The 24,369-nt window shown below is 75.1% G+C and carries 22 protein-coding genes; 11 read left to right on the top strand and 11 right to left on the bottom strand.

The window, feature by feature from the left end:
* The first annotated feature begins 37 nt into the window (after positions 1 to 37).
* From ACBI99_RS27135 to ACBI99_RS27115, 5 genes are all read left to right on the top strand, one after another.
* The gene (locus tag ACBI99_RS27135; RefSeq protein WP_375073795.1) at positions 38 to 1,150 is read left to right on the top strand and encodes an epoxide hydrolase family protein; all 1,113 of its coding nucleotides are present in this window, start codon (positions 38 to 40) and stop codon (positions 1,148 to 1,150) included.
* Between the two features lie 70 nt (positions 1,151 to 1,220).
* Complete coding sequence (locus ACBI99_RS27130) at positions 1,221 to 3,254, top strand: hydantoinase/oxoprolinase family protein (protein WP_375073794.1); 2,034 nt, start codon at positions 1,221 to 1,223, stop codon at positions 3,252 to 3,254.
* Positions 3,251 to 4,828 carry a hydantoinase B/oxoprolinase family protein gene (locus ACBI99_RS27125; protein ID WP_219508062.1) on the top strand — a complete coding sequence of 526 codons (1,578 nt, stop codon included), beginning with the start codon at positions 3,251 to 3,253 and terminating at the stop codon, positions 4,826 to 4,828. Before ACBI99_RS27130 ends, ACBI99_RS27125 begins: the two co-directional genes overlap by 4 nt.
* 102 nt (positions 4,829 to 4,930) lie before the next feature.
* On the top strand, positions 4,931 to 5,785 hold the full coding sequence (locus ACBI99_RS27120) for a helix-turn-helix transcriptional regulator (RefSeq protein ID WP_219508061.1): 855 nt from the start codon (positions 4,931 to 4,933) through the stop codon (positions 5,783 to 5,785).
* A gap of 83 nt (positions 5,786 to 5,868) precedes the next feature.
* Positions 5,869 to 6,633, top strand: a complete 765-nt coding sequence (locus ACBI99_RS27115) for a glucose 1-dehydrogenase (RefSeq protein ID WP_219508060.1) — start codon at positions 5,869 to 5,871, stop codon at positions 6,631 to 6,633.
* Between the two features lie 26 nt (positions 6,634 to 6,659).
* Here ACBI99_RS27115 and ACBI99_RS27110 read toward each other — a convergent pair whose 3' ends face one another.
* Entirely contained in the window at positions 6,660 to 7,526 is an 867-nt protein-coding gene (locus tag ACBI99_RS27110) for an NAD(P)-binding domain-containing protein (protein ID WP_357593386.1), read from the bottom strand.
* Between the two features lie 64 nt (positions 7,527 to 7,590).
* Between ACBI99_RS27110 and ACBI99_RS27105 the strand changes: the two genes are divergently transcribed.
* On the top strand, positions 7,591 to 10,851 hold the full coding sequence (locus ACBI99_RS27105) for a BTAD domain-containing putative transcriptional regulator (protein WP_375073793.1): 3,261 nt from the start codon (positions 7,591 to 7,593) through the stop codon (positions 10,849 to 10,851).
* Positions 10,852 to 10,872: 21 nt separating this feature from the next.
* Here the strand turns inward: ACBI99_RS27105 and ACBI99_RS27100 are convergent, their stop codons facing one another.
* From ACBI99_RS27100 to ACBI99_RS27065, 8 genes are all read right to left on the bottom strand, one after another.
* Positions 10,873 to 12,429, bottom strand: coding sequence for a PucR family transcriptional regulator (locus ACBI99_RS27100; RefSeq protein ID WP_375073792.1), 1,557 nt, complete (start codon positions 12,427 to 12,429; stop codon positions 10,873 to 10,875).
* The gene (locus tag ACBI99_RS27095) at positions 12,426 to 13,505 is read right to left on the bottom strand and encodes a DUF917 domain-containing protein (protein WP_375073791.1); all 1,080 of its coding nucleotides are present in this window, start codon (positions 13,503 to 13,505) and stop codon (positions 12,426 to 12,428) included. Before ACBI99_RS27095 ends, ACBI99_RS27100 begins: the two co-directional genes overlap by 4 nt.
* A complete protein-coding gene (locus tag ACBI99_RS27090; protein WP_375073790.1) occupies positions 13,502 to 14,425 on the bottom strand; it encodes a hypothetical protein in 924 nt (307 codons plus the stop codon). Before ACBI99_RS27090 ends, ACBI99_RS27095 begins: the two co-directional genes overlap by 4 nt.
* Entirely contained in the window at positions 14,422 to 15,729 is a 1,308-nt protein-coding gene (locus ACBI99_RS27085; protein ID WP_219510435.1) for an MFS transporter, read from the bottom strand. Before ACBI99_RS27085 ends, ACBI99_RS27090 begins: the two co-directional genes overlap by 4 nt.
* Positions 15,730 to 15,863: 134 nt before the next feature.
* Complete coding sequence (locus ACBI99_RS27080) at positions 15,864 to 16,232, bottom strand: nuclear transport factor 2 family protein (protein ID WP_357591699.1); 369 nt, start codon at positions 16,230 to 16,232, stop codon at positions 15,864 to 15,866.
* Positions 16,233 to 16,315: 83 nt separating this feature from the next.
* Positions 16,316 to 17,071 carry an ATP-binding cassette domain-containing protein gene (locus tag ACBI99_RS27075; protein ID WP_219510438.1) on the bottom strand — a complete coding sequence of 252 codons (756 nt, stop codon included), beginning with the start codon at positions 17,069 to 17,071 and terminating at the stop codon, positions 16,316 to 16,318.
* Positions 17,068 to 18,090, bottom strand: coding sequence for an ABC transporter permease (locus tag ACBI99_RS27070; RefSeq protein WP_219510440.1), 1,023 nt, complete (start codon positions 18,088 to 18,090; stop codon positions 17,068 to 17,070). Before ACBI99_RS27070 ends, ACBI99_RS27075 begins: the two co-directional genes overlap by 4 nt.
* Positions 18,087 to 19,067 (bottom strand): sugar ABC transporter substrate-binding protein, encoded by a 981-nt coding sequence (locus tag ACBI99_RS27065; RefSeq protein WP_375073789.1) that lies wholly within the window; start codon positions 19,065 to 19,067, stop codon positions 18,087 to 18,089. The genes ACBI99_RS27070 and ACBI99_RS27065 overlap by 4 nt, the downstream gene beginning before the upstream one ends.
* 124 nt (positions 19,068 to 19,191) lie before the next feature.
* Between ACBI99_RS27065 and ACBI99_RS27060 the strand changes: the two genes are divergently transcribed.
* A complete protein-coding gene (locus tag ACBI99_RS27060) occupies positions 19,192 to 19,824 on the top strand; it encodes a TetR/AcrR family transcriptional regulator (protein WP_246646160.1) in 633 nt (210 codons plus the stop codon).
* Positions 19,825 to 19,833: 9 nt separating this feature from the next.
* On the opposite strand, the gene ACBI99_RS27055 is transcribed toward ACBI99_RS27060, so the two are convergent.
* Together ACBI99_RS27055 and ACBI99_RS27050 are read right to left on the bottom strand one after the other, a co-directional pair.
* Positions 19,834 to 20,691 carry an HpcH/HpaI aldolase/citrate lyase family protein gene (locus ACBI99_RS27055; protein WP_375073788.1) on the bottom strand — a complete coding sequence of 286 codons (858 nt, stop codon included), beginning with the start codon at positions 20,689 to 20,691 and terminating at the stop codon, positions 19,834 to 19,836.
* Entirely contained in the window at positions 20,688 to 21,875 is a 1,188-nt protein-coding gene (locus ACBI99_RS27050; protein ID WP_219510444.1) for a CaiB/BaiF CoA-transferase family protein, read from the bottom strand. The genes ACBI99_RS27055 and ACBI99_RS27050 overlap by 4 nt, the downstream gene beginning before the upstream one ends.
* 58 nt (positions 21,876 to 21,933) lie before the next feature.
* Between ACBI99_RS27050 and ACBI99_RS27045 the strand changes: the two genes are divergently transcribed.
* The 4 genes from ACBI99_RS27045 (at position 21,934) to ACBI99_RS27030 (ending at position 24,354) form a co-directional block, all read left to right on the top strand.
* Positions 21,934 to 22,599, top strand: coding sequence for a GntR family transcriptional regulator (locus tag ACBI99_RS27045; RefSeq protein WP_246646161.1), 666 nt, complete (start codon positions 21,934 to 21,936; stop codon positions 22,597 to 22,599).
* Between the two features lie 4 nt (positions 22,600 to 22,603).
* Positions 22,604 to 23,140: an HAD family hydrolase gene (locus tag ACBI99_RS27040; RefSeq protein WP_375073787.1), complete on the top strand. Its 537-nt coding sequence runs from the start codon at positions 22,604 to 22,606 to the stop codon at positions 23,138 to 23,140.
* Between the two features lie 10 nt (positions 23,141 to 23,150).
* Complete coding sequence (locus tag ACBI99_RS27035) at positions 23,151 to 23,891, top strand: GntR family transcriptional regulator (protein WP_219510447.1); 741 nt, start codon at positions 23,151 to 23,153, stop codon at positions 23,889 to 23,891.
* Between the two features lie 106 nt (positions 23,892 to 23,997).
* The gene (locus tag ACBI99_RS27030) at positions 23,998 to 24,354 is read left to right on the top strand and encodes an STAS domain-containing protein (protein WP_357591687.1); all 357 of its coding nucleotides are present in this window, start codon (positions 23,998 to 24,000) and stop codon (positions 24,352 to 24,354) included.
* Positions 24,355 to 24,369: the final 15 nt, after the last annotated feature.

Below are 24,369 nucleotides of genomic sequence, written 5' to 3'. Positions count from 1 at the left end.
TGTACGGTACAGCGTACCGAACAATTGAGGAGAACGCTTGAACGACGTCCGGCCCTTCCGCCTCGACACCGCCCAGGCCGAGCTCGACGACCTGCGCGCGCGGCTCGACCGGGTGCGCTGGCCCGACGAGGTCCCCGGTGCCGGCTGGCGCCTGGGCGCGCCGCTCGCCCACGTCAAGGAGCTCGCCGCCCGCTGGCGCGACGGCTACGACTGGCGGGCCGCCGAGGCCGAGATCAACCGGCACGACCAGTACGTCACCGAGATCGACGGCCAGCGGATCCACTTCCTGCACGTGCGCTCGGCCGACCCCAGCGCCACGCCGCTGCTGATCACCCACGGCTGGCCCAGCTCGCCGGTGGAGTACCTCGACGTCATCGAGCCGCTCAGCCGCGACTTCCACCTGGTGATCCCGTCCCTGCCCGGCTACGGGCTGTCGGGCTCCACGACCGAGATGGGCTGGGGATCCACCCGCATCGCCGGGGCGTGGCTGGAGCTGATGACCCGGCTCGGCTACGACCGGTTCGGCGTCCAGGGCGGCGACTGGGGCACCTGGATCTCCCGCGAGGTCGGCGTGCTGGCCCCCGAGCGGGTGATCGGCATGCACGGCAACGGGATCATCTGCTTCCCGATCGGCGCCCCGGGCGAGCTCGACGGGCTCACCGAGGTCGAGCGGGAGCGGCTGGCCTTCCGCGAGAGCTACCTGACCGAGCAGTACGGTTACAAGCTCATCCAGTCGGCCCGCCCGCAGACGTTCGCCTACGGCATGGCCGACTCCCCCGTGGCGCTGCTGTCGTGGTTCGCGAGCGTCTACCACGAGTGGAGCGACGGCGGCATCGACCCCGACCGGCTGCTCACGACCACGACGATCTACTGGCTGACCAACACGGCCGGATCGGCGGCGCGCTCGTTCGTCGAGACACCCGACACCGAGCAGGACACCAGCGTGGAGTGGGAGCTCAAGCCCGCCACCGTGCCCACCTCGATCTCGGTGTTCCCCAAGGACGTGCTGCGGCCGATCCGCCGCTTCGCCGAGCGCGACAACAACATCGTCGGCTGGGTGGAGCACGAGCGCGGCGGCACGTTCGCCGCCCTGGAGCGCCCGGAGGAGTTCACCGCCGACGTGCGGGCGTTCTTCCAGTCGCTGCGCTGAGCACTGCTCACTCGCCCGGCCTGTGCACCCCGCACAGGCCGGGCGGCGGGGGTCGGCATACGGTCGGTCCATGAGCTATCGCGTCGCCATGGACATCGGCGGCACCTTCACCGACGTCGTCTGCTACGACGAGCGGACCGGGGCCGTCACCGCGTCGAAGGCGCCCACCACGCCGGGCGACCTGGCCGAGGGCGTCTTCGCCGCGCTGGGCCGGGTCGTGGACGACCCGTCGGCCATCTCGTTCTTCGTGCACGGCACCACCCAGGGCCTAAATGCGCTGCTGGAGCGCAAGGGCGCCCGGGTGCTGCTGCTGGCGAGCGAGGGCGGCGGCGACGTCTACCGGATCGCCCGGGGCAACCGCGACCGCATGTTCGACCTGCGCTACCGCAAGCCCACCCCGCTGGTGCCGCCCGGCGACGTCATGGAGGCGGGCGGGCGGCTCGACTGGCGCGGCGCGGAGCTCGTACCCCTGGACGAGGAGGCGGTGCGGCGGGCCGGGCGGCGGGCCCGCGAGGAGGGCTTCGACGCGGTGGCCGTGTGCCTGCTGTTCTCCTACGCCGATCCGGCGCACGAGATCAGGGCGGGCGAGATCCTGGCCGAGGAGCTCGGCGAGGACGTGCTCGTGGTGCTCTCGCACGAGGTCGCGCGCGAGTGGCGCGAGTACGAGCGGACCTCCTCGGCCGTGCTGGAGGCCTACACCGGGCCGGTGGTGCGCCGCTACCTGGCCGACATCGAGCGGCGCTTCGCCGGGCGCGGCCTGACCGTGCCGGTGCACGTCATGCAGTCGTCCGGCGGGCTGGTCAACGCCTCCTACGCGATGCGCCGGCCGCTGCAGACGCTGCTGTCGGGGCCGGTCGGCGGCACGATGGGCGGCGTGGCGGCGGCCCGGCTGCTGGGCGGGCGGCGCAACGTCATCTGCGTGGACATGGGCGGCACCTCGTTCGACGTGTCGCTGGTCGTGGACGGCCGGCCCGACGTCAGCTCCGAGGCGCGCATCGAGGGCTTCCCGGTGCTCATGCCGATCGTCAACCTGCACACCATCGGCGCGGGCGGCGGCTCGCTGGCCTACGCCGAGGCCGGGGCGCTGCGGGTCGGCCCCGAGTCGGCCGGTGCGGTGCCCGGACCCGCCTGCTACGGCCGGGGCGGCACCCGGGCGACCGTCACCGACGCGAACGTGGCGCTGGGCCGGGTGGATCCGGCCTGGTTCGCCGGGGGGCTCATGACGCTGGACGCCGAGGCCGCCGGGGCGGCGGTCGCGGAGCTGGCCGGCGAGCTGGACCTGGACCCGCTGCGGCTGGCCGAGGGCATCTGCGACGTGGCCAACGCCAAGATGGCGCAGGCGATCCGGACGCTCACGGTGGAGCACGGGGTGGAGCCGCGCGAGTTCTCGCTGGTCGCCTTCGGCGGGGCGGGGGCCATGCACGCGGTGTTCATCGCCCGCGAGCTGGGCATCGGCGAGGTCGTCATCCCGCGCTTCCCCGGCGCGTTCTCGGCGTGGGGGATGCTGGAGGCGGACGTGCGGCGGGACCTGACGCGCCCGTACTTCCGGCCGCAGGACACGCTCGACGGCCCCGACATGTCCCACAATTTCGCCTCATTGGAGGCGGAGGCGTTGGACGCGCTCACCGCCCAGGGCGTCCCCGCCGACCGCCGCCGCGTCGAGCACGCCGTCGACATGCGCTACGAGGGCCAGGACTACACGCTCACCATCCCGCTGCTCGACGCCGCCGAACCCGCCCGCCCCGGCTTCCTCGCCGCGATCGCGGCCCGCTACGCCGAGGCGCACACCAGCCGCTACGGGCACGCCACCCCGGAGGCGCCCGTCGAGTTCGTCATGCTGCGCAGCACCGGCTTCGGCTCCTTCCCCCGCACCGACGCCGCCGCCGCGGAACCCCCCGCCCCGGCCGAGCCCGCCGTCCGGGACGTGATCTTCGACGGCGAGGTGCACGCCACCCCGGTGCTGCGCCGCGCCGGGCTGTCCGGCTCCTTCGCCGGGCCCGCGATCGTGGTCGAGGAGACCGCCACCACGGTCGTCCCGCCCGGCTGCCTGGCGAGCGTCGACGACAACGGATTCCTCATCGTGAAGGTGGAGGCCCACCAGTGATCGACCCCATCACCACGGAGATCATCCGCTGCGCCCTGCTGCAGGCCGCGGAGGACATGAACACCACCCTCATCCGCAGCTCCTACACCCCCGTCATCTACGAGGCCAAGGACTGCGCCGTCGCCCTGCTCGACCGCGACCACCACGTGCTCGGCCAGTCGTCCGGCCTGCCGATCTTCCTGGGCAACCTGGAGGTGTGCACCCGCGAGACCGAGCGCCGGTACGGCCGCGACGTGTGGCGCGAGGGGGACGTGTGGGTGCTCAACGACTCCTACATCGGCGGCACCCACCTCAACGACGTCACCGTCTACGGCCCGATCTTCGCCGACGGGGAGCTGGCCGGGTTCGCCGCCTCCCGCGCCCACTGGCTCGACGTCGGCTCCAAGGACCCCGGCGGGTCGATGGACTCCACCTCCATCTTCCAGGAGGGGCTGCGGCTCGGCCCGGTCAAGGTGTACGAGGGCGGGCAGCCCTGCCGCGACCTGCACGAGGTCATCGGCCGCAACGTACGCTTCCCGCACGCCACGCTCGGCGACCTGCGCGCCCAGGTGAGCTGCGCGATGACCGGGCAGCGGCGGCTGCGCGAGATCGTCACCCGGTGGGGCCTCGACACCGTCATGGCCGCCCGCGACGAGATCTTCGCCCAGACCGAGCGGCTGGAGCGCGCCGCCATCGCCGCCATCCCCGACGGCCGCTACGAGGCGTCCGGGTTCCTCGACAACGACGGCATCGACCTCGGCACGCCGCTGCCCGTGACCGTCCGGGTGACGGTGTCCGGCGAGTCGATCGCCGTGGACCTCACCGACTGCGCCGACCAGGCCACCGGCCCGGTCAACTGCGGCGCCGCCCAGGCCGTCGCCGCCGTCCGCGTCGGCTACAAGCTGCTCGTCTCCGGCGACGTGCCGCTCAACGGCGGCTCCTTCCGGCCGCTCACCGTCGAGACCCGGCCCGGCTCGATGCTGGCCGCCGAGTCGCCCGCCGCCTGCCAGTACTACTACTCCCACCTCGGGCTGCTCATCGACCTGGTCGTCAAGGCGCTCGCCCCGGTGCTGCCGGACAAGGCCGCCGCCGCCTCCTACGGCGACTCCATGATCGTCCAGTTCACCGGGACCGACCCGCGCACCGGCAAGCTGTACGTCTCCCAGGAGGCCACCGTCGGCGGCTGGGGCGCCTGGGAGGGCGGCGACGGCGAGACCGCGCTGATCAACAACGTCAACGGGTCGCTGCGCGACATGCCGATCGAGGTCCTGGAGACGCTCTTCCCCGTCCGCGTCACCCGGTACGAGATCCGTCCCGGCACCGGCGGCGCCGGGCGCTGGCGGGGCGGCGACGGCGTGGTCCGCGAGTACGAGTTCTGCGGCGACACCTCCCTCTCGCTGTGGTTCGAGCGTTCCGTGACGCCCGCGTGGGGGCTGGCGGGCGGCGAGGACGGCGCTCCCCCGCGCGTCACGCTCAACCCGGGCACCCCGGGCGAGCGCGCCATGCTCAAGGCCAACGCCGTCCCCGTCAGGGCCGGTGACGTGCTGCGCTGCGAGTCCGGCGGCGGAGGCGGCTACGGCCCCGCCCAGGGCTGACCGCCCCGCCCGGGCCGCGGCCCGTACCGGCCGGTTCCCCTCGGCGGCGCGGCCCGCGGCGGTGAATGCGGTGGTGAATACGGTGGTGAATACAGTGGCGTCATGACCCGCGAAACCCCCGCCGCGAAGCGGCGCCGCCGCGAGCAGCTCAGCGACTTCCTGCGCGCCCGCCGGGCCCGGCTCACGCCCGGCGACGTCGGGATGGCGAGCGCGGGCCGGCGGCGCACGCCGGGCCTGCGGCGCGAGGAGGTCGCCGTGCTCGCCGGGGTCGGCGTGTCCTGGTACACCTGGCTGGAGCAGGGCCGCGACATCAACGTCTCCACCGAGGTGCTCGACGCGATCGCCCGCGCGCTGCGGCTGAGCGACCCCGAGCGCGTCCACCTCTACCTGCTGGCCGGGCTCAACCCGCCACGGCCCGGCGGCGGGCGCGACACCGAGGTCTCACCGGAGCTGCGGCACCTGCTCGACGCGTGGATGCCGCGCCCGGCGATCCTGCGCGATCGCTACTGGAACCTGCTCGCGATCAACGACGCGACCCGTACGGTGTTCGGCTACGACGACGTCGACCACAACTGCCTGGTCTCGTTCTTCACCAACGCCCGCTACCGGGGCATGCACGTGCAGTGGGAGTCGGCCGCCCCGGCCGTCGTGGCCGCCTTCCGCGCCACCACGGCCCACTTCACCGACGACCCGGAGTTCGACCGGGTGGTCGGCGAGCTGAGCGCGGCCAGCCCCGAGTTCGCCGAGCTGTGGGCGCGCCACGAGGTCGGCTCCCCGCCCCAGACGGTCAAGGCGGTGCGCCACCCCGAGGCCGGCGACCTGTTCTTCGACACCACCACCCTGGCGGTCACCGACCGGCCGCACTGGTATCTGGAGCTGTACAACCCGCGCGCCGGCACCGGGACCGCCGGCCGGGTCGAACGGCTGCTGGGCGACCGGCTCGCCGCCCACGCCTGACCGTCCCGCCGCAGGGTGGTGGTGTCACTCCCCGGACAGCCGCGCACTGTCTGCCCGCCCCGCCGGTCGGCACGCTGGGTCCCATGACACAGCAGACCTCCAGGTTCACCGGCAAGATCGCGCTCATCACCGGCGGCGGCAGCGGCATGGGACTCGCCACCGCGCGCAGGCTGCTCGACGAGGGCGCCGACGTGGTCATCACCGGCCGCGACCAGGCCCGGCTCGACGCCGCCGCCCGGCAGCTCGGCGGCGGCGACCGCGTCCTGGCGCTGCGCGGCGACGCCGCGAGCCCCGCCGACCTCGACACGATCGCCGACGCCGTACGGGACCGGCACGGGCGGCTGGACGTGCTCTTCGCCAACGCCGGCATCGCCGCGTTCCAGCCGCCCGGCGACGTCACCGAGGCCGCCTTCGACCACATCTTCGGCATCAACGTCAAAGGCGTGTTCTTCACCGTCCAGAAGAGCCTCCCGCTGCTCACCGACGGGGCCGCGATCGTCGTCAACGCGTCGTGGACGCTGCACCGCGGCCTGGCCGGCGGCTCCCTCTACGCCGCGACCAAGGCCGCGGCGCACAACCTGGCCCGCACGCTCGCGGCCGACCTGGCGCCGCGCGGCATCCGGGTCAACTCCGTGAGCCCCGGCTACATCGAGACCCCGATGTTCCACGGCAACGTCACCGCCGAGACGCGGGCCGCGGTGGTCGCCGCGGTGCCCGCGGGGCGGATCGGCACCGCCGAGGACGTGGCGGCCGCCGTCGCCTTCCTGGCCTCCGACGAGGCGTCCTACGTCAACGGGCAGGACCTCGTCATCGACGGCGGCCTCGTCGCCACGGCCTCCGGGCTGTAGCGCGGGCCCCAGGATCGGCCCGGGGGTCAGGCCCGGCCGCGGAACACCTCGACGAGGCTGGCGTAGCTGGTGCCGGCGTGGCCGCCCTCGATCGCCCGCTCGGTCAGGGCCTGGATGCGGGCGGGCCACTCGGTGTCCACGCCCGCCGCCGCGCTCTCCCGGACCAGGTACTTCATCGTGGCCAGATGGGTCTCCAGCGTGGCGTCCTCCGCCGGGTAGGCGCCCCGGTCGATCTGGGCGGCGTACGCGGTGATGAACCCCGTCACGCTGCCCACCCACTGCGTGGCGAACGGCGCGAACGCCGACGCCTCGACCTTGGCCTCACCCAGCAGCGCGGCGCCGTGCAGGAACGCGTTCAGCGTGCCCCACATGACGCCGAGCAGCGCCACGTCGTACAGCGACGCCAGCCCCGGGTCGGTGCCGAAGAACGTCGCGGTGCCGAGCCGCCCCAGGCTGTCACGATGCCGGTCGAACGCCTCCTGCGAGCCGCTGAACAGCAGGAACGCCTCCGGGCTGCCGATCACCTCGGGGACCGCCATGATCGCGCCGTCCACGTAGGAGGCCGTCAGCGCCGCCAGCTCGCGGGCCTCGCCGGACGTGCCGGACGTCAGGTTGACCAGCGTCCGGCCGGCCAGCTCGGCCCGGTGCGCGCCGAGCGTGTCGCGCACCGCGTCCGCGTCGGTGAGGCAGACGACCACCAGGGAGCTCGCCCGCACGGCGTCCGCCACGGAGGGCGCGAGCACGGCCCCGCGCTCGACCAGGCCGGCGGCCTTGCCGGGCGTGCGGTTCCACACGGTGGTCGGGTGGCCCGCCGCGAGGAAGGCGGCGGCCAGGGCCTGGCCCATGAGGCCGAGGCCGATGACAGTAACGGATTCATCAGGTGTGTTCGTCATGGCTCCACTGTGCGGGAGGGGGGTTCCGGACGGTCTCCGGAAAGGTTGTGGGTAACGTTGCGGCGTGCGTTTCGGAGTGCTGGGCCCCCTGGAGGTGCGGACGTCGGGCGGGGAGCCCGTCCACGTCCCCGAGGCGAGGATCCGCACCCTGCTGGCCGCGCTCCTGGTCCACCGGGGCCACGCCGTCTCCGTGGACCGGCTCGCCGACGTCCTGTGGGGCGACGCGCCCCCTGCCGGCGCCGTGCGCACGCTGCGGTCCAAGGTGTCGCTGCTGCGGCGCGTCCTGGAGGACGCCGAGCCCGGCGGGCACGACCTGATCGAGTCCCGGCCGTCGGCGTACCTGCTGCGGGCCGACGGCGACGCCGTCGACGCCGGGCGCTTCGAGACGCTGCTGCGCCGCGCGTACGGGATCACCGGCGACCCGCGCGCGAAGGCGCGGCTGCTGGGTGAGGCCGTCGGCCTGTGGCGGGGCACGGCCGCGTTCGCCGAGCACGCCGACGAGGAGTTCGCCCGCGCCGAGGCCCGGCGGCTGGAGGAGCAGCGGCTGGCCGCGATGGAGGAGCTCGCCGTCGCCCGGCTCGACCTCGGCGAGCACGCCGCGGTCGCGGCCGAGCTGGGCGGGCTCGTCGCCGCCCACCCGCTGCGCGAGCGGCTCCGGCACGCGCACGTCCGCGCCCTGTACCTCGCGGGCCGCCAGGACGAGGCCCTGGCCGGCCTCGCCGAGCTGCGCGAACGCCTGCGCGACGACCTCGGCCTCGACCCCGGCCCCGACCTGGCCCGCCTCCACGAGGCGATCCTCCGCCAGGACCCCGCCCTCACCCCCGCCCCCGACCCCGACGCTGCCGGCTTCGCCGACGGGACGGGGGCGCGGGCCCGGGGGAACCTGCCCGCGCCGCTGACCGGGCTGATCGGCCGGGAGGAGGAGGTGCGCCGCATCGGCGCGCTGCTCGCCGACGAGCGGCTGATCACGCTGACCGGCGCGGGCGGCGTCGGCAAGACGCGGCTGGCGCTGGAGGCGGCCGGGCAGGTCGCCGCCCGCCACCCCGACGGGGCCTGGCTGGTGGAGCTCGCCCCCGCGCGCACCGCCACCGAGGTGCACGAGGCCGTGGCGGCGGTGCTCGGCCTGCGCGACGACGTCCGCGCCCCCGCCCGCTCCCGGCCCGGCCGCCTCGCCGACGCCCTCGCCGGCCGCGACCTCCTGCTCGTCCTGGACAACTGCGAACACGTCGTCGAGCCCGTCGCCGAGCTGACCACGCGCCTGCTGCGCGCCGCCCCCGCCCTGCGCGTCCTGGCCACCAGCCAGGAGCCGCTCGCCGTCGCGGGTGAGCGCCTGTGGCCCGTCGCCCCGCTGTCCCTGCCCGATCCGTACGACGAGCGCCCCGAACGCTCGGACGCGGTGCGGCTCTTCGTCGCCCGCGCCACCGCCGCCGACCCGGGCTTCCGCCTGGGACCGGGCGACGCGGAGGCGGTGGCCACGATCTGCCGCCGCCTCGACGGCATCCCGCTCGCTCTGGAGATGGCCGCCGCGCGGGTGCGCGCCATGCCCGTCACCGATCTCGCCGCCCGCCTCGACGACCGCTTCCGCCTGCTGACCGCGACCCTGCGCGGCGCCCCGGCACGGCAGCGCACGCTGCGCGCGGCCATCGACTGGAGCTGGGGCCTGCTCAGCGAGCCGGAGCGGATCGTGCTGCGCCGCCTGGCCGTCTGCGCCGACGGCTGCACCCTGGAGGCGGCCGAGGCCGTCTGCGCGGGCGGGCCGGTGGGCCGTGACGACGTGTTCGGCCTGCTCGCCCGGCTGGTCGACCGGTCCCTCGTGCATCAGCGCGAGGGCCGCTACCGGCTGCTGGAGTCGGTCGCCGCCTACTGCGCGGAGCGCCTGGCCGGAGCCGGTGACGACGACCGGGCCACGCGCGACCGCCACCTCGCCCACTACACCGCCTTCGCCGAGCACGCCGACGCCCGGCTGCGCGGCCCCGAGCAGCGCCTGTGGCTGCGGCGGCTGGAGGCCGAGACGGCCAACACCCGCGCCGCCCTCGCCCACGCCGCCCGCACCAACCCCAGCACCAGCCCCGGCACCGGCACCAGCCTCGGCACCGGGACTGGCGTCAGGACCGGTGGCGGTGCCGCGTTGCGGCTGGTCGGCGCGCTGGCCTGGTTCTGGTTCCTGCGGGGCCGGTTCGCCGAGGCGCGGCGCTCGTTCGACCTGGCGCTGTCGACCGGCGGCGGCCCGGAGCTGAAGGCGGCCGCCCGCGCCTGGCGGGCGGGCATGTCCCTGTTCCTCCTGGACGCCGACGACCCGGGCGAGACCGGTGAGGCGGGCAGCCGGGCCGCGCTCAAGCTGTACGACACGGTCGCCGACCCGGCCGGGCAGGCCCGGGCGCGCTGGTTCGTGGCGCTGGCCAGGGCCGGGTTCGGCGACCCCGGCGTGCCCCTCGGCCTGGCCGGGCTGGCCCACGACGCCTTCGACGCCCTGGGCGACCGGTGGGGGGCCGCCGCCGCCCTGTCGGTCCGCGCCGAGGTCCACCTCTACCAGGGCAGGGCCGTCGAGGCGGACGCGGACGCCCGCCGGGCGCGGGCGCTCTTCCGCGACGTCGGCGACGGCTGGGGCCTGCTCCAGACCGCCTACGTCCTGGGCGACCTGGCCGAGATGTCCGGCGACTACGACGAGGCCGGACGCCTGCGCAAGGAGGGACACCGGCTCGCCCGCGACCTGGAGCTGTGGAGCGACGCCTCCAAGATGCTGTCCAGGCTGGGCCGCACCGCCATCCTCACCGGCGACCTCGACCACGCCCGCGACCTGCACGAACGCGCCCGCCGGCTGGCCGCGGCCCACGCCTACCGGCGCGGCGAGGAGTTCGCCGAGGTCGGCCTCGGGATCGTGGCCCGCCGCCAGGGCCGCTTCGACGACGCCGAGGCCCACCTGCGCGCCTGGCTCGACTGGTGCCGCCGCTGGGAGGGCGACCACGGGACGGCGTTCATCCTGGCGGAGCTCGGCTTCATCGCCGAACAGCGCGGCGACGCCGCCGCCGCGCTGGCGCTCCACCGGGAGGGGCTCGGCCACGCCCGCCGCACCGGCGACCCGCGCGCGCTCGCCCTCGCCTGCGAAGGGCTGGCCGGCGCCGCGGCCCTCGCCGGTGACCACACCCGGGCGGCCCGGCTGCTCGGCGCCGCCGCCGCGGCCCGCGACGCGGTCCACGCCCCGCTGCCCCCGGCCGAGCGCGCCGACGTCGACCGCGTCACGCGGGCCGTCAGGGCGGCACTCACCCCCGAGGCGTACGAGCGCGCCTTCCACGCGGGGCTACCCGGCGACCTCGGCCCGCCCTGACCCAGGCCGGCGGGGGGCCGGTCAGCGCAGCACGACGTGGCAGGCGAGTTGGAGGGCCAGCCGCGACGCCGGGTCCTCCAGGTCGAAGCCCGCCGCCCGGACCCGTTCCAGCCGGGCGGTGACGGTGTTGCGGTGCACGCCCAGCCGGTCCGCCGCCCGCAGCGCGCCGCCCTCGTCGAGGACGGCGGCCAGCGTCTCCAGCAGGCTGCCGTCCTTGTCCACGGCGAGCAGCGGGCGCAGGACCACCGTGGCGGGCGCCTTCAGCACCCCGGCGGGGAGCGCGCCGAGCAGTTCGGCGGGCCCCATCCGGTCCGCCCGCGCCACCCGGCCCGGCCCGGCCACGAACGCCGCGGCCTCCGCGCCCAGCAGCGACTCCCCCACCCCGTCCAGCCCCACGGCGGCGGCCCCGGCCCCGGCGGCGCACGGCCACGGCATCGCCGCCACGCACCGCGCCAGCCGCCCGGCCAGCTCGTCCGGCGCCGCCGCCGACCATCCGGCCCAGCCGCCGCCCCGCCGCAGCACCGGCGCCTCCCCGACGGTGGCGGCGATGACCGCCTGCGCCCGCCCCGCCTCCTCGGCCCCCGTCACCCCGTCGGCGGGCAGCACCAGGAACCCGGTCACGGGCCCCCGCACCGCCCACCCCAGCGCCGCCGCCCGCCCCCGCACCTCGTCCGGCTCCTCGCCGTCCGCCGTCAGCGGGCTCTCCGGCGCGTGGCCGTGTCCCTCCTCCAGGGGGCGGGCGTGCCGGGCCAGGAGGCGTTCGGCCAGGGACTCCTGGTGGACGAAGTCACGGGAGGCCGACAGGCGCTCGGCGGCGGCCCAGGCCACCAGCGGCGCCACCGCCAGTCCCAGCACCGCGCGCACCACGGACGGCCAGCCGGGGGAACGCGCCGCGCCGCCCGCGACCAGCGTCCCCAGCGCGCCCCCGTCGCGGTCCGGCACCGCCACCTCCGCCAGCACCCCGCCACCGGCCCGCCCCTCGGGCGCCGGGCCGCCGTCGCGCGGGCGGTGTCCCGCCGCCCCGGCGGCGCGTCCCGCCAGGAGCTGGCCGTACGGGTCCACGAAGGCGACCGAGGTGCCCGGCAGCTCGGCGTTGAGCACGCCCAGCACCCGCCGGGCCGACGTGCCCGCCTCCGCCAGCCGGGTGGCGCACCTGGCCACGAGCTGCGTGCGCGCCGCCTCGGGACGCGACGCCGCCGACGCGACCCGTACGGCGGTCACGAGCGGGTCCTCGTCCACGAAAATCAACGTCACGCCGAGCCGTTCCGCCAGCACGGCCCCGGAGCCGGCGCTCAGCCCGCCCGAGGGCGCGATCACGCACGCCGCCGCCTGTTCCCAGGCCCGGCGCATGGCCATCTCCACGGCCCACCCGCCGCCGGCCGCCGCGCCGATCAGCACCACCGCCGTGTGGGGCGTCACCGTCGACAGCACCGACAGCTCGTCCACGATGCGCACCCGGTGCACGGGGTTCTCGCCGGTCCCGTACATGCGCGCCCCCGCGAGCGGCCCGGCGTCCACCAGCTCGGCCACCGTCACCGGGGCCTCCCACCCGGACCCCACCCGGCCTGCCGCGCTCACAGCGGCAGCCCGAACGCGCGCGGCCCGCCGAGGGCCAGGCCGGGGCCGGTGTGCCAGACCGGGGCCGCCCGCACCACCATGATCTCCACCTCCATGCCGGGAGCCGCCTTGTCCACGTCCACCACCGTCCCGCCGTCCGCGGCGATCATGCAGATCTGGTCCGGCGCCATCGCCACGGCCGCGCCGTCGGCCAGCGCCAGGACGATCTCGTTGTGCGCCTCCAGCCGGACGAGCCGCCCGAGGCCGCCGGACTCCCGGACGACGATGCTCGACGGCAGCGACGGCAGCGCCAGCTCGGCCCCGTGCCCGGTGCTGCCCTCGACCGCCAGGATGCGGCCCCGGCACAGCGTCCGCACCCCGTACGGCGCCGCCACCGCGCGGGCGGTCCCGGGCGCGCCGGCGCGCAGCAGCCGGCTCACGGTGCCGGGCACCAGCACGCGGGCCAGCACGCCGGCGCACATCGGGTAGCAGGCCGTCACCGCCCAGCCGCCCACGGACAGCACCACCGGCCGCAGCAGCTCCTCCACCCGGTCGGCGGCGGTGTCGATCACCACGACCTCGCCGGAGGCCCCGGCGAGCGCCAGCGGCGTCGCCGGGACCCCGCCCAGCGCGAACGTCGTCTGCTCCACCAGCGGGAACACCCGCCCGGTCCCGTCGCCGTCGACCAGCGGCACCCCGAGCGCCGCCGCGGCCACGAGCGGGATGAGCGCGTTCTCGGCGGCCAGGTTCAGCGCCACGACGGCCCCGGCCCGCCCGCCCAGCCGGCCTTCCAGCGCCCGTACGGCCCGCGCCGGCTCGTCGCCCGACGGCAGCAGCTCGCCCAGCGCGGTCGTCGAGCCGACCAGGCTCACGGCCACGCAGCGCACGTCCTGCGGCAGGTCGCCCGCGGCCACCACCTCGACGCCGTCGCCGATCACCGATCCCGCCCAGTCGGCCGCCAGGCTGAACGCCGACTCGGCGGCCCCGGTGGCGAACAGCCGCGACCCCGCCACGTACGCGGCCAGCTCCGCCGCGCCGATCCGCCCGGCGCCGCCGGAACCCGTCGTGCCGGGTGGTGTCATGGCGGGTGGTGTCATGGCGTCGCCCCCTCGGCGGTCACGCGGACCCGGTAGAGCCCGTCGGGCAGATACGACAGCGGGTTGACCGTCGTCTCCACCACCCGCGCCGACCCCGGCGCGGCGCCCGCGCTGACGACCCGGGTCAGCACCTCGTCCTCGGCGTCGCGCAGCGCCCGGTCGAGCTCGGCCCGCCCCAGCGCCCGCACGATCCGCTCGACCTGCGCCTCCGGCCCGCCGGCCGTCGCCCCGAAGGCGGCCGCCGCGTCGCCCGCCAGCCCCGCCGCCGTCCCCCGGTCGCGCGCCGCCGTCGCCCCGGCCCGGCACGCCAGCGGGTAGCGGCGGAAGTAGTGCGCCGACACCAGGCCGCTGCCCGAACGCGCGAAGTACGCCGGCACGCCCGGCCACCGGCCCGCCACCTCGTCGGCCACCCGCCCGGCGTGCGGGCCCAGCGCGGCGCTGAGGATCGTGTCGTGCTCCCGCTCGCGCAACCCACGGCCACCGAACTCGTACGAGAGCGTGATCCGCGCCCCCGGCACCGCCTCGGCGACGATCGAGGCGACGGCCAGCTCGTGATCGGCCAGCACCGGCGAGCCCGTCGCCGTGACCGCGAAGTCGCTCAGCCCGCACCCTTCGGCGAAGCGCCGGACCGCCTCGGTGTCGAGAGGGGCCAGCGGCCGCCCGGTCAGGCTGTGCCCGCCCCGCACGATCGCCGCCACGCCGGACCCCTCGGGCCATCCCACCAGCGGCTTCAGCACCTCCGGGCACGGGCCGCCCACCCGGATCGCCGCCACCGGGGCCAGTGGCGCCCCGTCCAGGTCGACGGCCACGCACACGGCCCGGGCCCCCCGGGCGGCCCGGGGGGCGGGAACGGGCACGCCGTCCCGTACGGCCACCGTCACCGGCGACGGCGGCCGTCCGAGACAGACGCCCAGGATCACTCCAGCTCGCGCCCTTCCGTCTCCGGCAGCGGCACCGCCAGCAGCGCCGTCACCACCATGAACGCGTTGATGATGAGGATGGTCGCGGTGAACCCGGTCGCCCCGGCCAGCATCGCGCCCACGGCCGACGGAGCCGCCGCCGTGGCGACGAGCTGGGCGGCCGTCGCCCACGAGTAGCCGGTGCCGCGCAGCGCCGTCGGGTAGAACTCGCCGTTCCAGGTGTTCCAGACGCCCCAGGCGCCCATGCTGAAGAACGCCAGCACGAAGTTGCCCAGGTAGAGCTCCACGGTCGACCCGGCGGTGGCGAACCAGAGCCCGCCCAGCACGGCGGCGACCACGTACACGAGGAAGACCTTCTTGCGCCCGAACCGCCCGGTCAGCAGCGACGCGCTCACGTACCCGGGGATCATCATCACGGCGCTGAGGGCCGCGAACCCGAGCGAGGCCGACAGGCTGAGCCCCTTCTCCTGCAGCAGCGTCGGCAGCCACGTCTGCAGCCCCCAGTAGCCCCAGTTGAACGCGAAGTTCAGCACCAGCATCAGCACGGTGATGCGGGCCAGCCGCCCGCGGAACAGGTCGAGCGGGTTGCCCACCCGGGTGGCCGAGACGGTGAAGGTCGCGTCGGCGTCGGCGCTGCCGAGCGAGCGCAGCACCGCCCGCGCCTCCTCCTGGCGTCCGCGCGCCGCCAGCCAGTACGGCGACTCGGGCACCCAGGCCCGGATCGCGAACGCCCACAGCCCGGCCGCCGCGCTGGCGATCACCACGACGTGCCAGCCGAGCGAGCCCAGCGCGACCGACGCGCCGATCGCCGCGAGCATGCCGATCGGCCAGCCGATCGACAGGTAGACCGCCGCCCGCCCGCGGTGCCGGGTCGGCAGCAGTTCCAGGAAGTACGGGAACGTGATCGTGTAGACGCCGGCCAGCGCCAGCCCGGAGGCGACGCGCAGGGTGACCAGCGTCTCCAGGTTCGGCGAGAACGCCGAGGCGAACGCGACCACCCCGTAGGCCAGCAGCGACCAGAACGCGGCCGGCTTGCGCCCGATCCGGTCGGCCACCGGCCCCCAGATCAGCACGCCGGGGATCATGCCGAAGGCCACGGCCGACAGCACGAGGCCGATGCCCGCCTCGTCGACGCCGAACTGGGCGCCCAGGTCACCGGCGACGTAGATGAGCGCGAGCTGTTCCCACGACTCGATCACGAAGGCGATGAACAGGGCCAGCGCGATCAGCACGTGCCTGCGGGTGAACGGCATCCGGTCGAACGCCGCGCCGATGGGCAGCGTCCGTTGCTCGACGGCGGTCATGGGGGCTCCTCGGAGGGGGGCGTGAAGTCTTGCCGCACGATAGGGCCGCCCCCTCACCGCTCTCCTGTGCGCGCCGCCCGGGCCGTGCCGCCCGGCCTGTGCGCCCCGCCTTGCCGTATCAGGATACGCGCAGGTCAGATGGTGTTCTCGTGGACGTGCACGATGAGCCAGGAGCCCTCCACGAGGCGCAGCACGCTGGTCGTCCTGACGATCTCGTGCTCGCCGGAGGCGTAGTCCACGCGCAGCAGGTAGCGGGCCAGCGCGGTGTCGCCCCACACGTCCACGACCTCGTCGTAGGCGTGCAGGCCGGTCTCGCCGGGGCCGTCGGCGGGCCGGGCGTCGCGTACCTTGTCGAGCTGCTGCCTGCTGGTGATCAGGTCGGGCGCGGCCGAGTCGAAGATCGTGGCTTCCGGATGCAGCAGGCGGTCGATCCCCGCGCGGTCCCCCCGGGTATAGGCCGCGTACATCGCGGAGATGACGGCCCACACGGCTTCACGAGACACGAAACAGCTCCCTAATCGGTGATATTTGGTGTTTTGTCACCGTAAGGGTATTCGTCCGGCCGGGCGCCTTTACAACGTAGATCTCACTCCCGTTCCAGCTCGTGGGCCAGCGCCCGCAGCTCCGCCTCACCGGCCATCAGCGCGGTCAGCCGTTCCCTGCTGATGTCGGCCTTGGCGTACTCCCCCAGGCTCGTCCCCCGCTTGAGCAGCAGGAACCGGTCGCCGACCGGGTAGGCGTGATGCGGGTTGTGCGTGATGAACACCACGCCGAGCCCCCGGTCCCTGGCCCGCGCGATGTAGCGCAGCACCACCCCGGCCTGCTTGACGCCGAGCGCCGAGGTGGGCTCGTCGAGGATGAGCACCCGCGCGCCGAAGTGGACCGCCCGGGCGATCGCCACCGACTGCCGTTCGCCGCCGGACAGCGTGCCGACCGGCTGGTCCACGTCGCGGATGTCGATGCCCATCGCGCGCAGCTCCTCCCTGGCAACCCGCCGCGCCGTGCGCACGTCGAAGGCCAGGCCCCGGCGCGGCTCGGCGCCGAGGAAGAAGTTGCGCCACACCGACATCAGCGGGATCATCGCCAGGTCCTGGTGGACGGTGGCGATGCCGCGCTCCAGCGCGTCGCGCGGCCCGGACAGGCGCACCTCGGCCCCGTCGACGAGCAGCGCGCCCGAGTCGTGCCGGTGCACCCCGGCCAGGATCTTGATGAGCGTCGACTTGCCGGCGCCGTTGTCGCCGAGCACGCAGGTGACCTGCCCGGCCTCGACGCCCATCGACACCTCGCGCAGCGCCAGCACCGAGCCGAACGACTTGCCGATGCCGCGGGTCTCCAGGATCAATGCCGCACCTCCTCGGCGTAGCGCCGGACCAGGCGGTTGGCCAGCGTGGCCAGCAGCAGCATGGCCCCCAGGAAGAACTTGAACCAGTCGGCGTCCCAGCCGAGGAACACGATGCCCTTGTCGGCCATGCCGAAGATCACCGCCCCGATCGCCGCGCCGACGGCCGAGCCGTACCCGCCGGTGAGCAGGCAGCCGCCGATCACGGCGGCGATGATGTAGATGAACTCCTGCCCGATGCCGATGTTGGCCTGCACGGACGTGTAGCGCAGCGCCAGCATGGAGCCGACCAGCCAGGCCGCGAACGCCGTCGTCATGAACAGCGCGATCTTCGTGCGGGCGGCCGGCACCCCGGCGGCGCGGGCGGCCCGCTCGTCGCCGCCCACCGCGAAGATCCAGTTGCCGGGCCGTGACCGCATGAGCACCCAGGTGGCGGCGGCGGTGACGAGCAGCCACCACAGGATCGCCACCCGGAACGGGGTGCCGGCGACCTCGACCGTGCCGCCGAGCACGGCCTGGGCCGAGGCGTAGCCGCCGGCCTGGCGCAGCCCGCCGACCTGGACGGTGCCGGTGAGCGCCTTGGTGACGCCCAGGTTGACGCCCTGGAGCATGAGGAACGTGCCGAGCGTCACGATGAAGCTGGGCAGCCGGGTGCGGGTGACGATGAGCCCGTTGAGCAGCCCGACGGCCAGCGCGACCACGAGGCTGACCAGCATGGCCGGCCACACGTTGAAGCCGTACTCGGTGGCGAGCGTGACCAGGATCAGCCCGGTCGTGCCGGTGAGCACGCCCGCCGACAGGTCGAACTCGCCGCCGATCATGAGCAGCGCGATCGCCACCGCCATGATGCCGAGCGTCGAGGCGGGGTCGAGCCAGTTGGCGACGCCGTCGAGCGAGCGGAAGACGGGCGACTGCGCGGCGAAGAACGCGAACACCACGATCGCCCCGACGACCGCGCCCAGCTCGGGCCGGATCAGCAGGCGGCGCAGCACGCCGGCGCGGGCCAGCCGCTCGTCCGTCACCTGGTGCCCGCCCCGGCCAGCTCGGCCACCTGCTGGGCGTTGTCCTTGGTGACGAAGCCGGGGCCGGTGTTGACGGGCAGGCCGCCACCGACGGTGTTGAGGTTGTTCTTGTACAGGTGCAGGAAGACGATCGGCAGGTAGCCCTGCAGGTACTGCTGCTGGTCCACGGCGAAGAGGATCTCGCCGTCGCCGATGGCGGTCACCACGTCCGCCGACAGGTCGAAGGTGGCCAGCTTGGCCTGCGACCCGGCGTCCCTGATGGCGTCGCGGGCGGCGACGGCGACGGCCGGGTTGAGCGCGAGCACGCCGTTGACCTGCTGGTCGGACTGGAGCTTGGCGGCGACCTTGGAGGTCACGTCCGGCAGGTTGTTCATGTCGACCTGCAGCCGCTCGACGGCGCCGCCGAGCGTCTCCTCGGCGCCCTTGCAGCGCTGGTCGAGCCCGACGTTGCCGGCCTCGTGGATGACGCACAGGAGCTTGGTCACGCCGGCGGCCTTGAGCTGCTCGCCCGCGCCGCGCCCGGCCACGTCCTCCGACTGGCCGACGTGCGTGATCGCGCCGAGCGCCTTGGACTCGCCGGCGCCCGAGTTGATGGTGACGACCGGGATGCCGGCCGCGACGGCCCTGCCGATGGACTCGCGCAGCGCGTCGGGGTTGGCCATGGAGACCACGACGCCGTCGGCCTTGGCCGACACCGCCTGGTCGATGAGCTGGGACTGCTTGGCGGGGTCGCCGTCGCCCTGGTACGTGACCCGCGCGCCGTACTGCTTGCCGGCGGCCTCGGCGCCGTTCTTGACCACGTCCCAGAAGGAGTCGCCGGGGGCGCCGTGGGTGATGACGGCGTAGCTGCCGCCGCCGCCGGACGCGGGGGGCGCCGTCGCGGCCGCCGTTTCCTGCATCCGCTGTCCGGCCGGCGCCGAGCAGCCGCTCAGCGCCAGCGCGCTCGCCAGGGCCAGCACGATCGGGGTTCGTCTCATCGGACACCTCCATGAGCAACGGCCTCGCCCCGGTTGTACCTCAATATCAACTCTATGTATAGACATGCGGACCAAGCAGTCACGTCAGTCAGAACGGAATTGTACGTTCCCGTATGATGGGGTCATGACCACCGCACCCATGAGCGGCCGCAAGGCGCAGGCCGCACGGAACGACGAGCTGATCCTCCAGGCGGCCAGGGCGGTCTTCACCGCCGATCCGGGCGCCCCCATCGCGGCCGTGGCGGAGAGGGCGGGCGTCGGCATCAGCGCCCTCTACCGGCGCTATCCCAGCAAGGAGGCGCTGCTGCAGAAGCTCTGCGGCGACGGGCTCAAGCTCTACATCGCCGTGACCGAGCGGGCGCTCGCCGACGACGGCGACCCGTGGGAGGCGTTCGCCGGCTACATGCGCGGCATCGTGGACGCCGACACCAACTCACTGACGATCAAGCTGGCGGGCACCTTCCACCCCACGGAGGAGCTCTACCATGACGCGGTGCGCTCGGCCGAGGTGGCCGAGGAGGTGCACCGCCGGGCGGTCGAGGCGGGCGTGCTGCGCCCCGACGTGACGGTGGCCGACCTCGCGCTGCTGTTCGAGCAGATCGCCTCGATCAAGCTGGGCGACGAGGAACGCACCTCCCAGCTCCGCCACCGCTACCTGGCCCTGATGATGGACTCGCTGCGCATCCCGCCGGCCCACCGCGAGCTGCCCGGCCCGCCCGCCGCCGACGAGGAGCTCTCCGCGCGCTGGACGCCCTGACCGCCGCCGTCAGGGCAGGTCGTCGCGGAGCCTGGCGGCCAGCTCCAGGGTGCGGCGGGCGCGGGCGACGATCGGCGCGTCGACGAACCGGCCGTCGGGCAGCGCCACCGCGCCCGCCCCGGCGGCCTCGGCCTCCTCGGCGGCCCGGACGATCTCGGCGGCCCTGGCGGTCTCCTCCTCGCCCGGCCGGAAGGCCCGCCGGATCACCGGGATCTGCCGGGGGTGGATCGCGGTCCTGCCGAACAGGCCCATCCCCCGCCCGGCCGCGCACGAGGCCAGCAGCCCGGCCTCGTCGCGCACGTCCGGGTAGACCGACATCGGCACCGGCGGCAGCCCGGCCGCCGCCGCGGCCAGCACCACCCGCATCCGCAGGTGGTTCATCGCGCCCTCGTCGGTGATCGACAGCTCGGCCGCGAGATCCTGCTCGCCGAGCGCGACCCCCGCCACGCTCGGATGAGCCGCGATCTCGCGCGCCCCCGCGATCCCCGCCGCCGACTCCAGCAGCGCGTACGCCCGCGCCCCCAGCCGCTCCACCAGCTCCAGCGGGGTCCCGGGCTCCACCTTGGGCAGCCGCACCGCGCCCGCCAGGCCGCCGACCGCCTCCAGGTCGTCGCGCCCGCGCGGGGTGGCCAGGTCGTTGATCCGTACGTGGACCGCGCCGTCGCCGGGACGCCCGCGCAGGTAGGCGACGGCGTGGGCGCGGGCCTCGTCCTTGCGGGCGGGCGCGACCGCGTCCTCCAGGTCGATGATCACCACGTCGGCCCCGGACGCGGCGGCCTTGGCGAACCGGTCCGGCCGGTCGCCCGGCACGTACAGCCAGGTCACGGGCGGCGTCACGGGCGGCGGCGTCGCGGGCGGGGCCGTCACGCGATCACCCCGCTCTCGCGCAGCCGGGCCAGGTCGGCGGCGGCGTAGCCGAGCTCGCCGAGCACCTCGTCGGTGTCGCGGCCCAGGCGGCGGCCCGGCCAGCGCACCTCGCCCGGCGTGTCCGACAGCCGGAACAGCACGTTCTGCATGACGACCGAGCCGAGTTCCTCGTCGGGCACCTCGACGAACGTGCCGAGCGCCGCGTACTGCGGGTCCTCGGCGATGTCGGTGACGTCGTAGATGGGGGCGACGGCCGCCTGCGCCTCCTCGAAGCGGGCGATGACCTCGGCGGCGTCGCGCTCGCCGATCCAGGCGGCGACGGCCTCGTCAAGCTCGTCGACGTGCTGGACCCGGCCCGCGCCGGTGGCGAACCACGGCTGCTCGACCAGGTCGGGCCGGCCCACGAGGGTGACGACGCGCTCGGCGATGGGCTGCGCGCTGGTGGAGACGGCCAGCCAGCGGCCGTCGCGGGTGCGGTAGGTGTTGCGCGGGGCGTTGCTGCTGGACCGGTTGCCGGTGCGCGGCGGCACCACGCCGAGCGCCTTGTAGGCGGTCATCTGCGGGCCGAGCAGGCCGAGGATGGGCTCGATGATGGCCATGTCGATCACCTGGCCGCGCCCGGTGCGCTCGCGGGCGTGCAGCGCGACCATGATCGCGTAGCTCATGGCCAGGCCGGCGATGCCGTCGGCGAGCGCGAGCGGCGGCAGCGTGGGCGGCCCGTCCGGCTCGCCGGTCATCGCGGCGAAGCCGCTCATGGCCTCGGCCAGCGTGCCGAACCCGGGCCGCCCGGCCATCGGCCCGCTCTGCCCGAAGCCGGTCATCCTGGCCACGATCAGCCTCGGGTTGGCCGCGATCAGGTCCTCGGGCGACAGGTTCCAGCGCTCCAGCGTGCCGGGGCGGAAGTTCTCCACCAGCACGTCGGAGCGGGCGGTCAGGCGGCGCAGGATCTCCTGCCCCTCGGCCCGCGACAGGTCGACGGCGGCGGCGCGCTTGTTGCGTGACAGCGACTTCCACCACAGCCCGACCCCGCCGGCCGACGCCCCGTGCCCCCGTGACGGGTCGCCGCGGCGCGGGTGCTCGATCTTGACGACGTCGGCGCCGAAGTCGCCCAGCATCATGGCGGCGGAGGGCCCGGCGAACAGCGTCGCGGCGTCGATGACCCGAAGGTCTGCGAGGCTTGTCATAGTTCTGTAAGTTATAAGAAATATGTCATAGGTCAATTCCGCCGGCCCTGAGGAACACATGACCACCGAGCCCCGGCCGCCCATGAGCAAGGCCGACTACGTCTACAGCGTCCTGCTGGAGGAGATCCGCACGGCCCGGATCCCCGGCGGCACCGCGTTGCGCGCCGGGGCGCTCGCCAAGCGGCTCGGCGTCTCGGTGACGCCGGTGCGCGAGGCGCTGCGCCGCCTGGAGAAGGACCGGCTGATCAGCTACGAGGCGCACCACGGCGCCACTGTGGTGGACCTGGGCGACGACGCGCTGGAGGAGTTCTACGGCCTGCGCGCGGTCGTCGAGGGCCTGGGCGCCCGGCTGGCCGCCGCCCGCGTCACCGCCGAGGACCTGGCCTGGCTGCGCGAGCTGCACGCCGCGATGGCCCGCGACGCCGCCGAGGGCAGGCTCGACCGCCTGGCCGAGCAGAGCAGGCACTTCCACCTGCGGATCGCCGACATCGGCGGCCCCGCCTTCCTCGGCCAGCACGCCAGGGCCGTGCGCAACAGCTTCCCGGTGCCGCCCGGCGTCTCGCTGTGGCTGGACGCCGGCCAGGCGGCCCGCCAGCTCGACGCGCACGAGCGCATCCTGGCCGCCCTGGAGGCCGGCGACGGCCCGGCCGCCGAACGTCTCATGATCGACCACGTCCGGCAGGCGGGCGAGCATCGCCGAGGGAGCGGCCCGGTGGCAGGATGACGGTGTGATCACCAGCGCGGTCCGGGGCGTCCTGTTCGATCTCGACGGCACGCTGCTCGACCACCGGGCGGCCGCCGACGCCGGCATCACCGCCTGGGTGGCCGAGCGCGCGCCCGGCCGCCCGCGCCTGGCCGAGGCCGCCCGGCTGTGGGAGGCGCTGGAGGAGCCGCACCTGGCGGCCTGGCACGCGGGCGAGTGCTCCTGGCAGGAGCAGCGCCGCCGCCGCGTGCGGGCGCTCTGCGCGGAGCTGGGCCTGGACCTGCCGGACGACCCCGACACGGCCTTCGCCTCGTACGCGCGCCGCTATCGCGAGGCGTGGCGCGCCTACCCCGACGCGGCGGCGGCCGTGGCCGCGCTGCGCGGGTTCCGCCTGGGCGTGCTGACCAACGGCGGCCCCGCCGCGGCCGGCATGCGCTCGGCCTGGCTGGACCGCCTCGGCATCGCCCCGCCGCCCGCGGGATTCCCGCGCATCACCACGCTCGCCGAGCTGCCCGCACTGCTGTCCGGCGAGCATTTGTCTGGACATTCTGACCTCGGTTAAGCTGATCAGCATGACCGCGAATCTGGCGATCGACCTGGATCGATCCAGCCCCGTGCCGCTCTACTTCCAGGTGGCCGAGCAGATCGCCGAAGCGATCCGGCGGGGCGACCTGGCGCCCGGATCCCGGCTGGACAACGAGATCCTGCTGGCCGACAAGCTCGGGCTGTCGCGGCCGACGATCCGCCAGGCGATCCAGTATCTCGTCGACAAGGGCCTGCTCGTGCGCAAGCGCGGCGTCGGCACCCAGGTCGTGCACGGCCAGGTCAAGCGCTCGGTCGAGCTGACGAGCCTCTACGACGACCTGCGCCGCTCCGGCCAGGAGCCGGCCACCCAGGTGCTCACCCTGGAGCCCCGCCCGGTCGAGGAGCAGATCGCGGCCATCCTCGGCGTCGAGCCCGGCAGCCAGGTGCTCTACGTGGAGCGGCTCCGCTTCGCCGCGGGCGAGCCGCTGGCGCTCATGCACAACTGGCTGCCCATCGGCCTGGCCCAGATCACCGCCGCCGACCTGGAGGTGCGCGGCCTGTACGAGCTGCTGCGCGGCGCCGGGGTGCGGATGCGGGTGGCCAACCAGCGCATCGGCGCCCGCGCCGCCAACCAGGCCGACGCCAGACTGCTGGACGAACGGCGCGGCGCCCCGCTGCTGACCATGATCCGCACCACCTACGACGACCAGGGCCGGGCGGTCGAGCACGGCTCGCACGTCTACCGGGCCTCGCACTACTCGCTGGAGGTCACGCTCATCGAACGGTGACCGCGGATGGCTACGGATAGGTCTCATTCTGTCACCACGGCGCGACGTGGAGTATTCTTCGCCTGGCCGCCCTTTCTCCACCCCGGCACGAGAACGGCGAACGCCCATGGACTTCCACCTGACGACCACCCTCCGTGACGGCCGCGTGACCGTCGTGGTCTCGGGCGAGCTCGACATCGCCACCACTCCCCTGCTGCGCGCCCGCCTGCGCGAGGCCGCCGCGCGCGGGCCCGGCGAGGTGGTGCTCGACCTGAGCGGGCTGACGTTCGCCGACGCGGCCGGGCTGGGCGCGCTGGTGGCCGCCCGGCTGCACGCCGAGTCGGCCGGGACCGCGCTGGTCCTGGCCGAGGTCCCGGCGTCGCTGGCCCGCCTGCTGCGCATCACCGGCCTCGACGCCCAGCTCCTGCCCCCGGCCTGGGCCGGCGCCCCGCCGGGCCCCTACGACGGCCTCACCGCCCCCTGACCCCCCGGAGGCCGG

Origin of the sequence: Nonomuraea sp. ATR24, assembly GCF_041950485.1 — a bacterium.
GTDB lineage: Bacteria > Actinomycetota > Actinomycetes > Streptosporangiales > Streptosporangiaceae > Nonomuraea > Nonomuraea ceibae.
The sequence above is the reverse complement of the archived record's forward strand: the minus strand, read 5'-3'. Positions and strand labels throughout refer to the sequence as shown.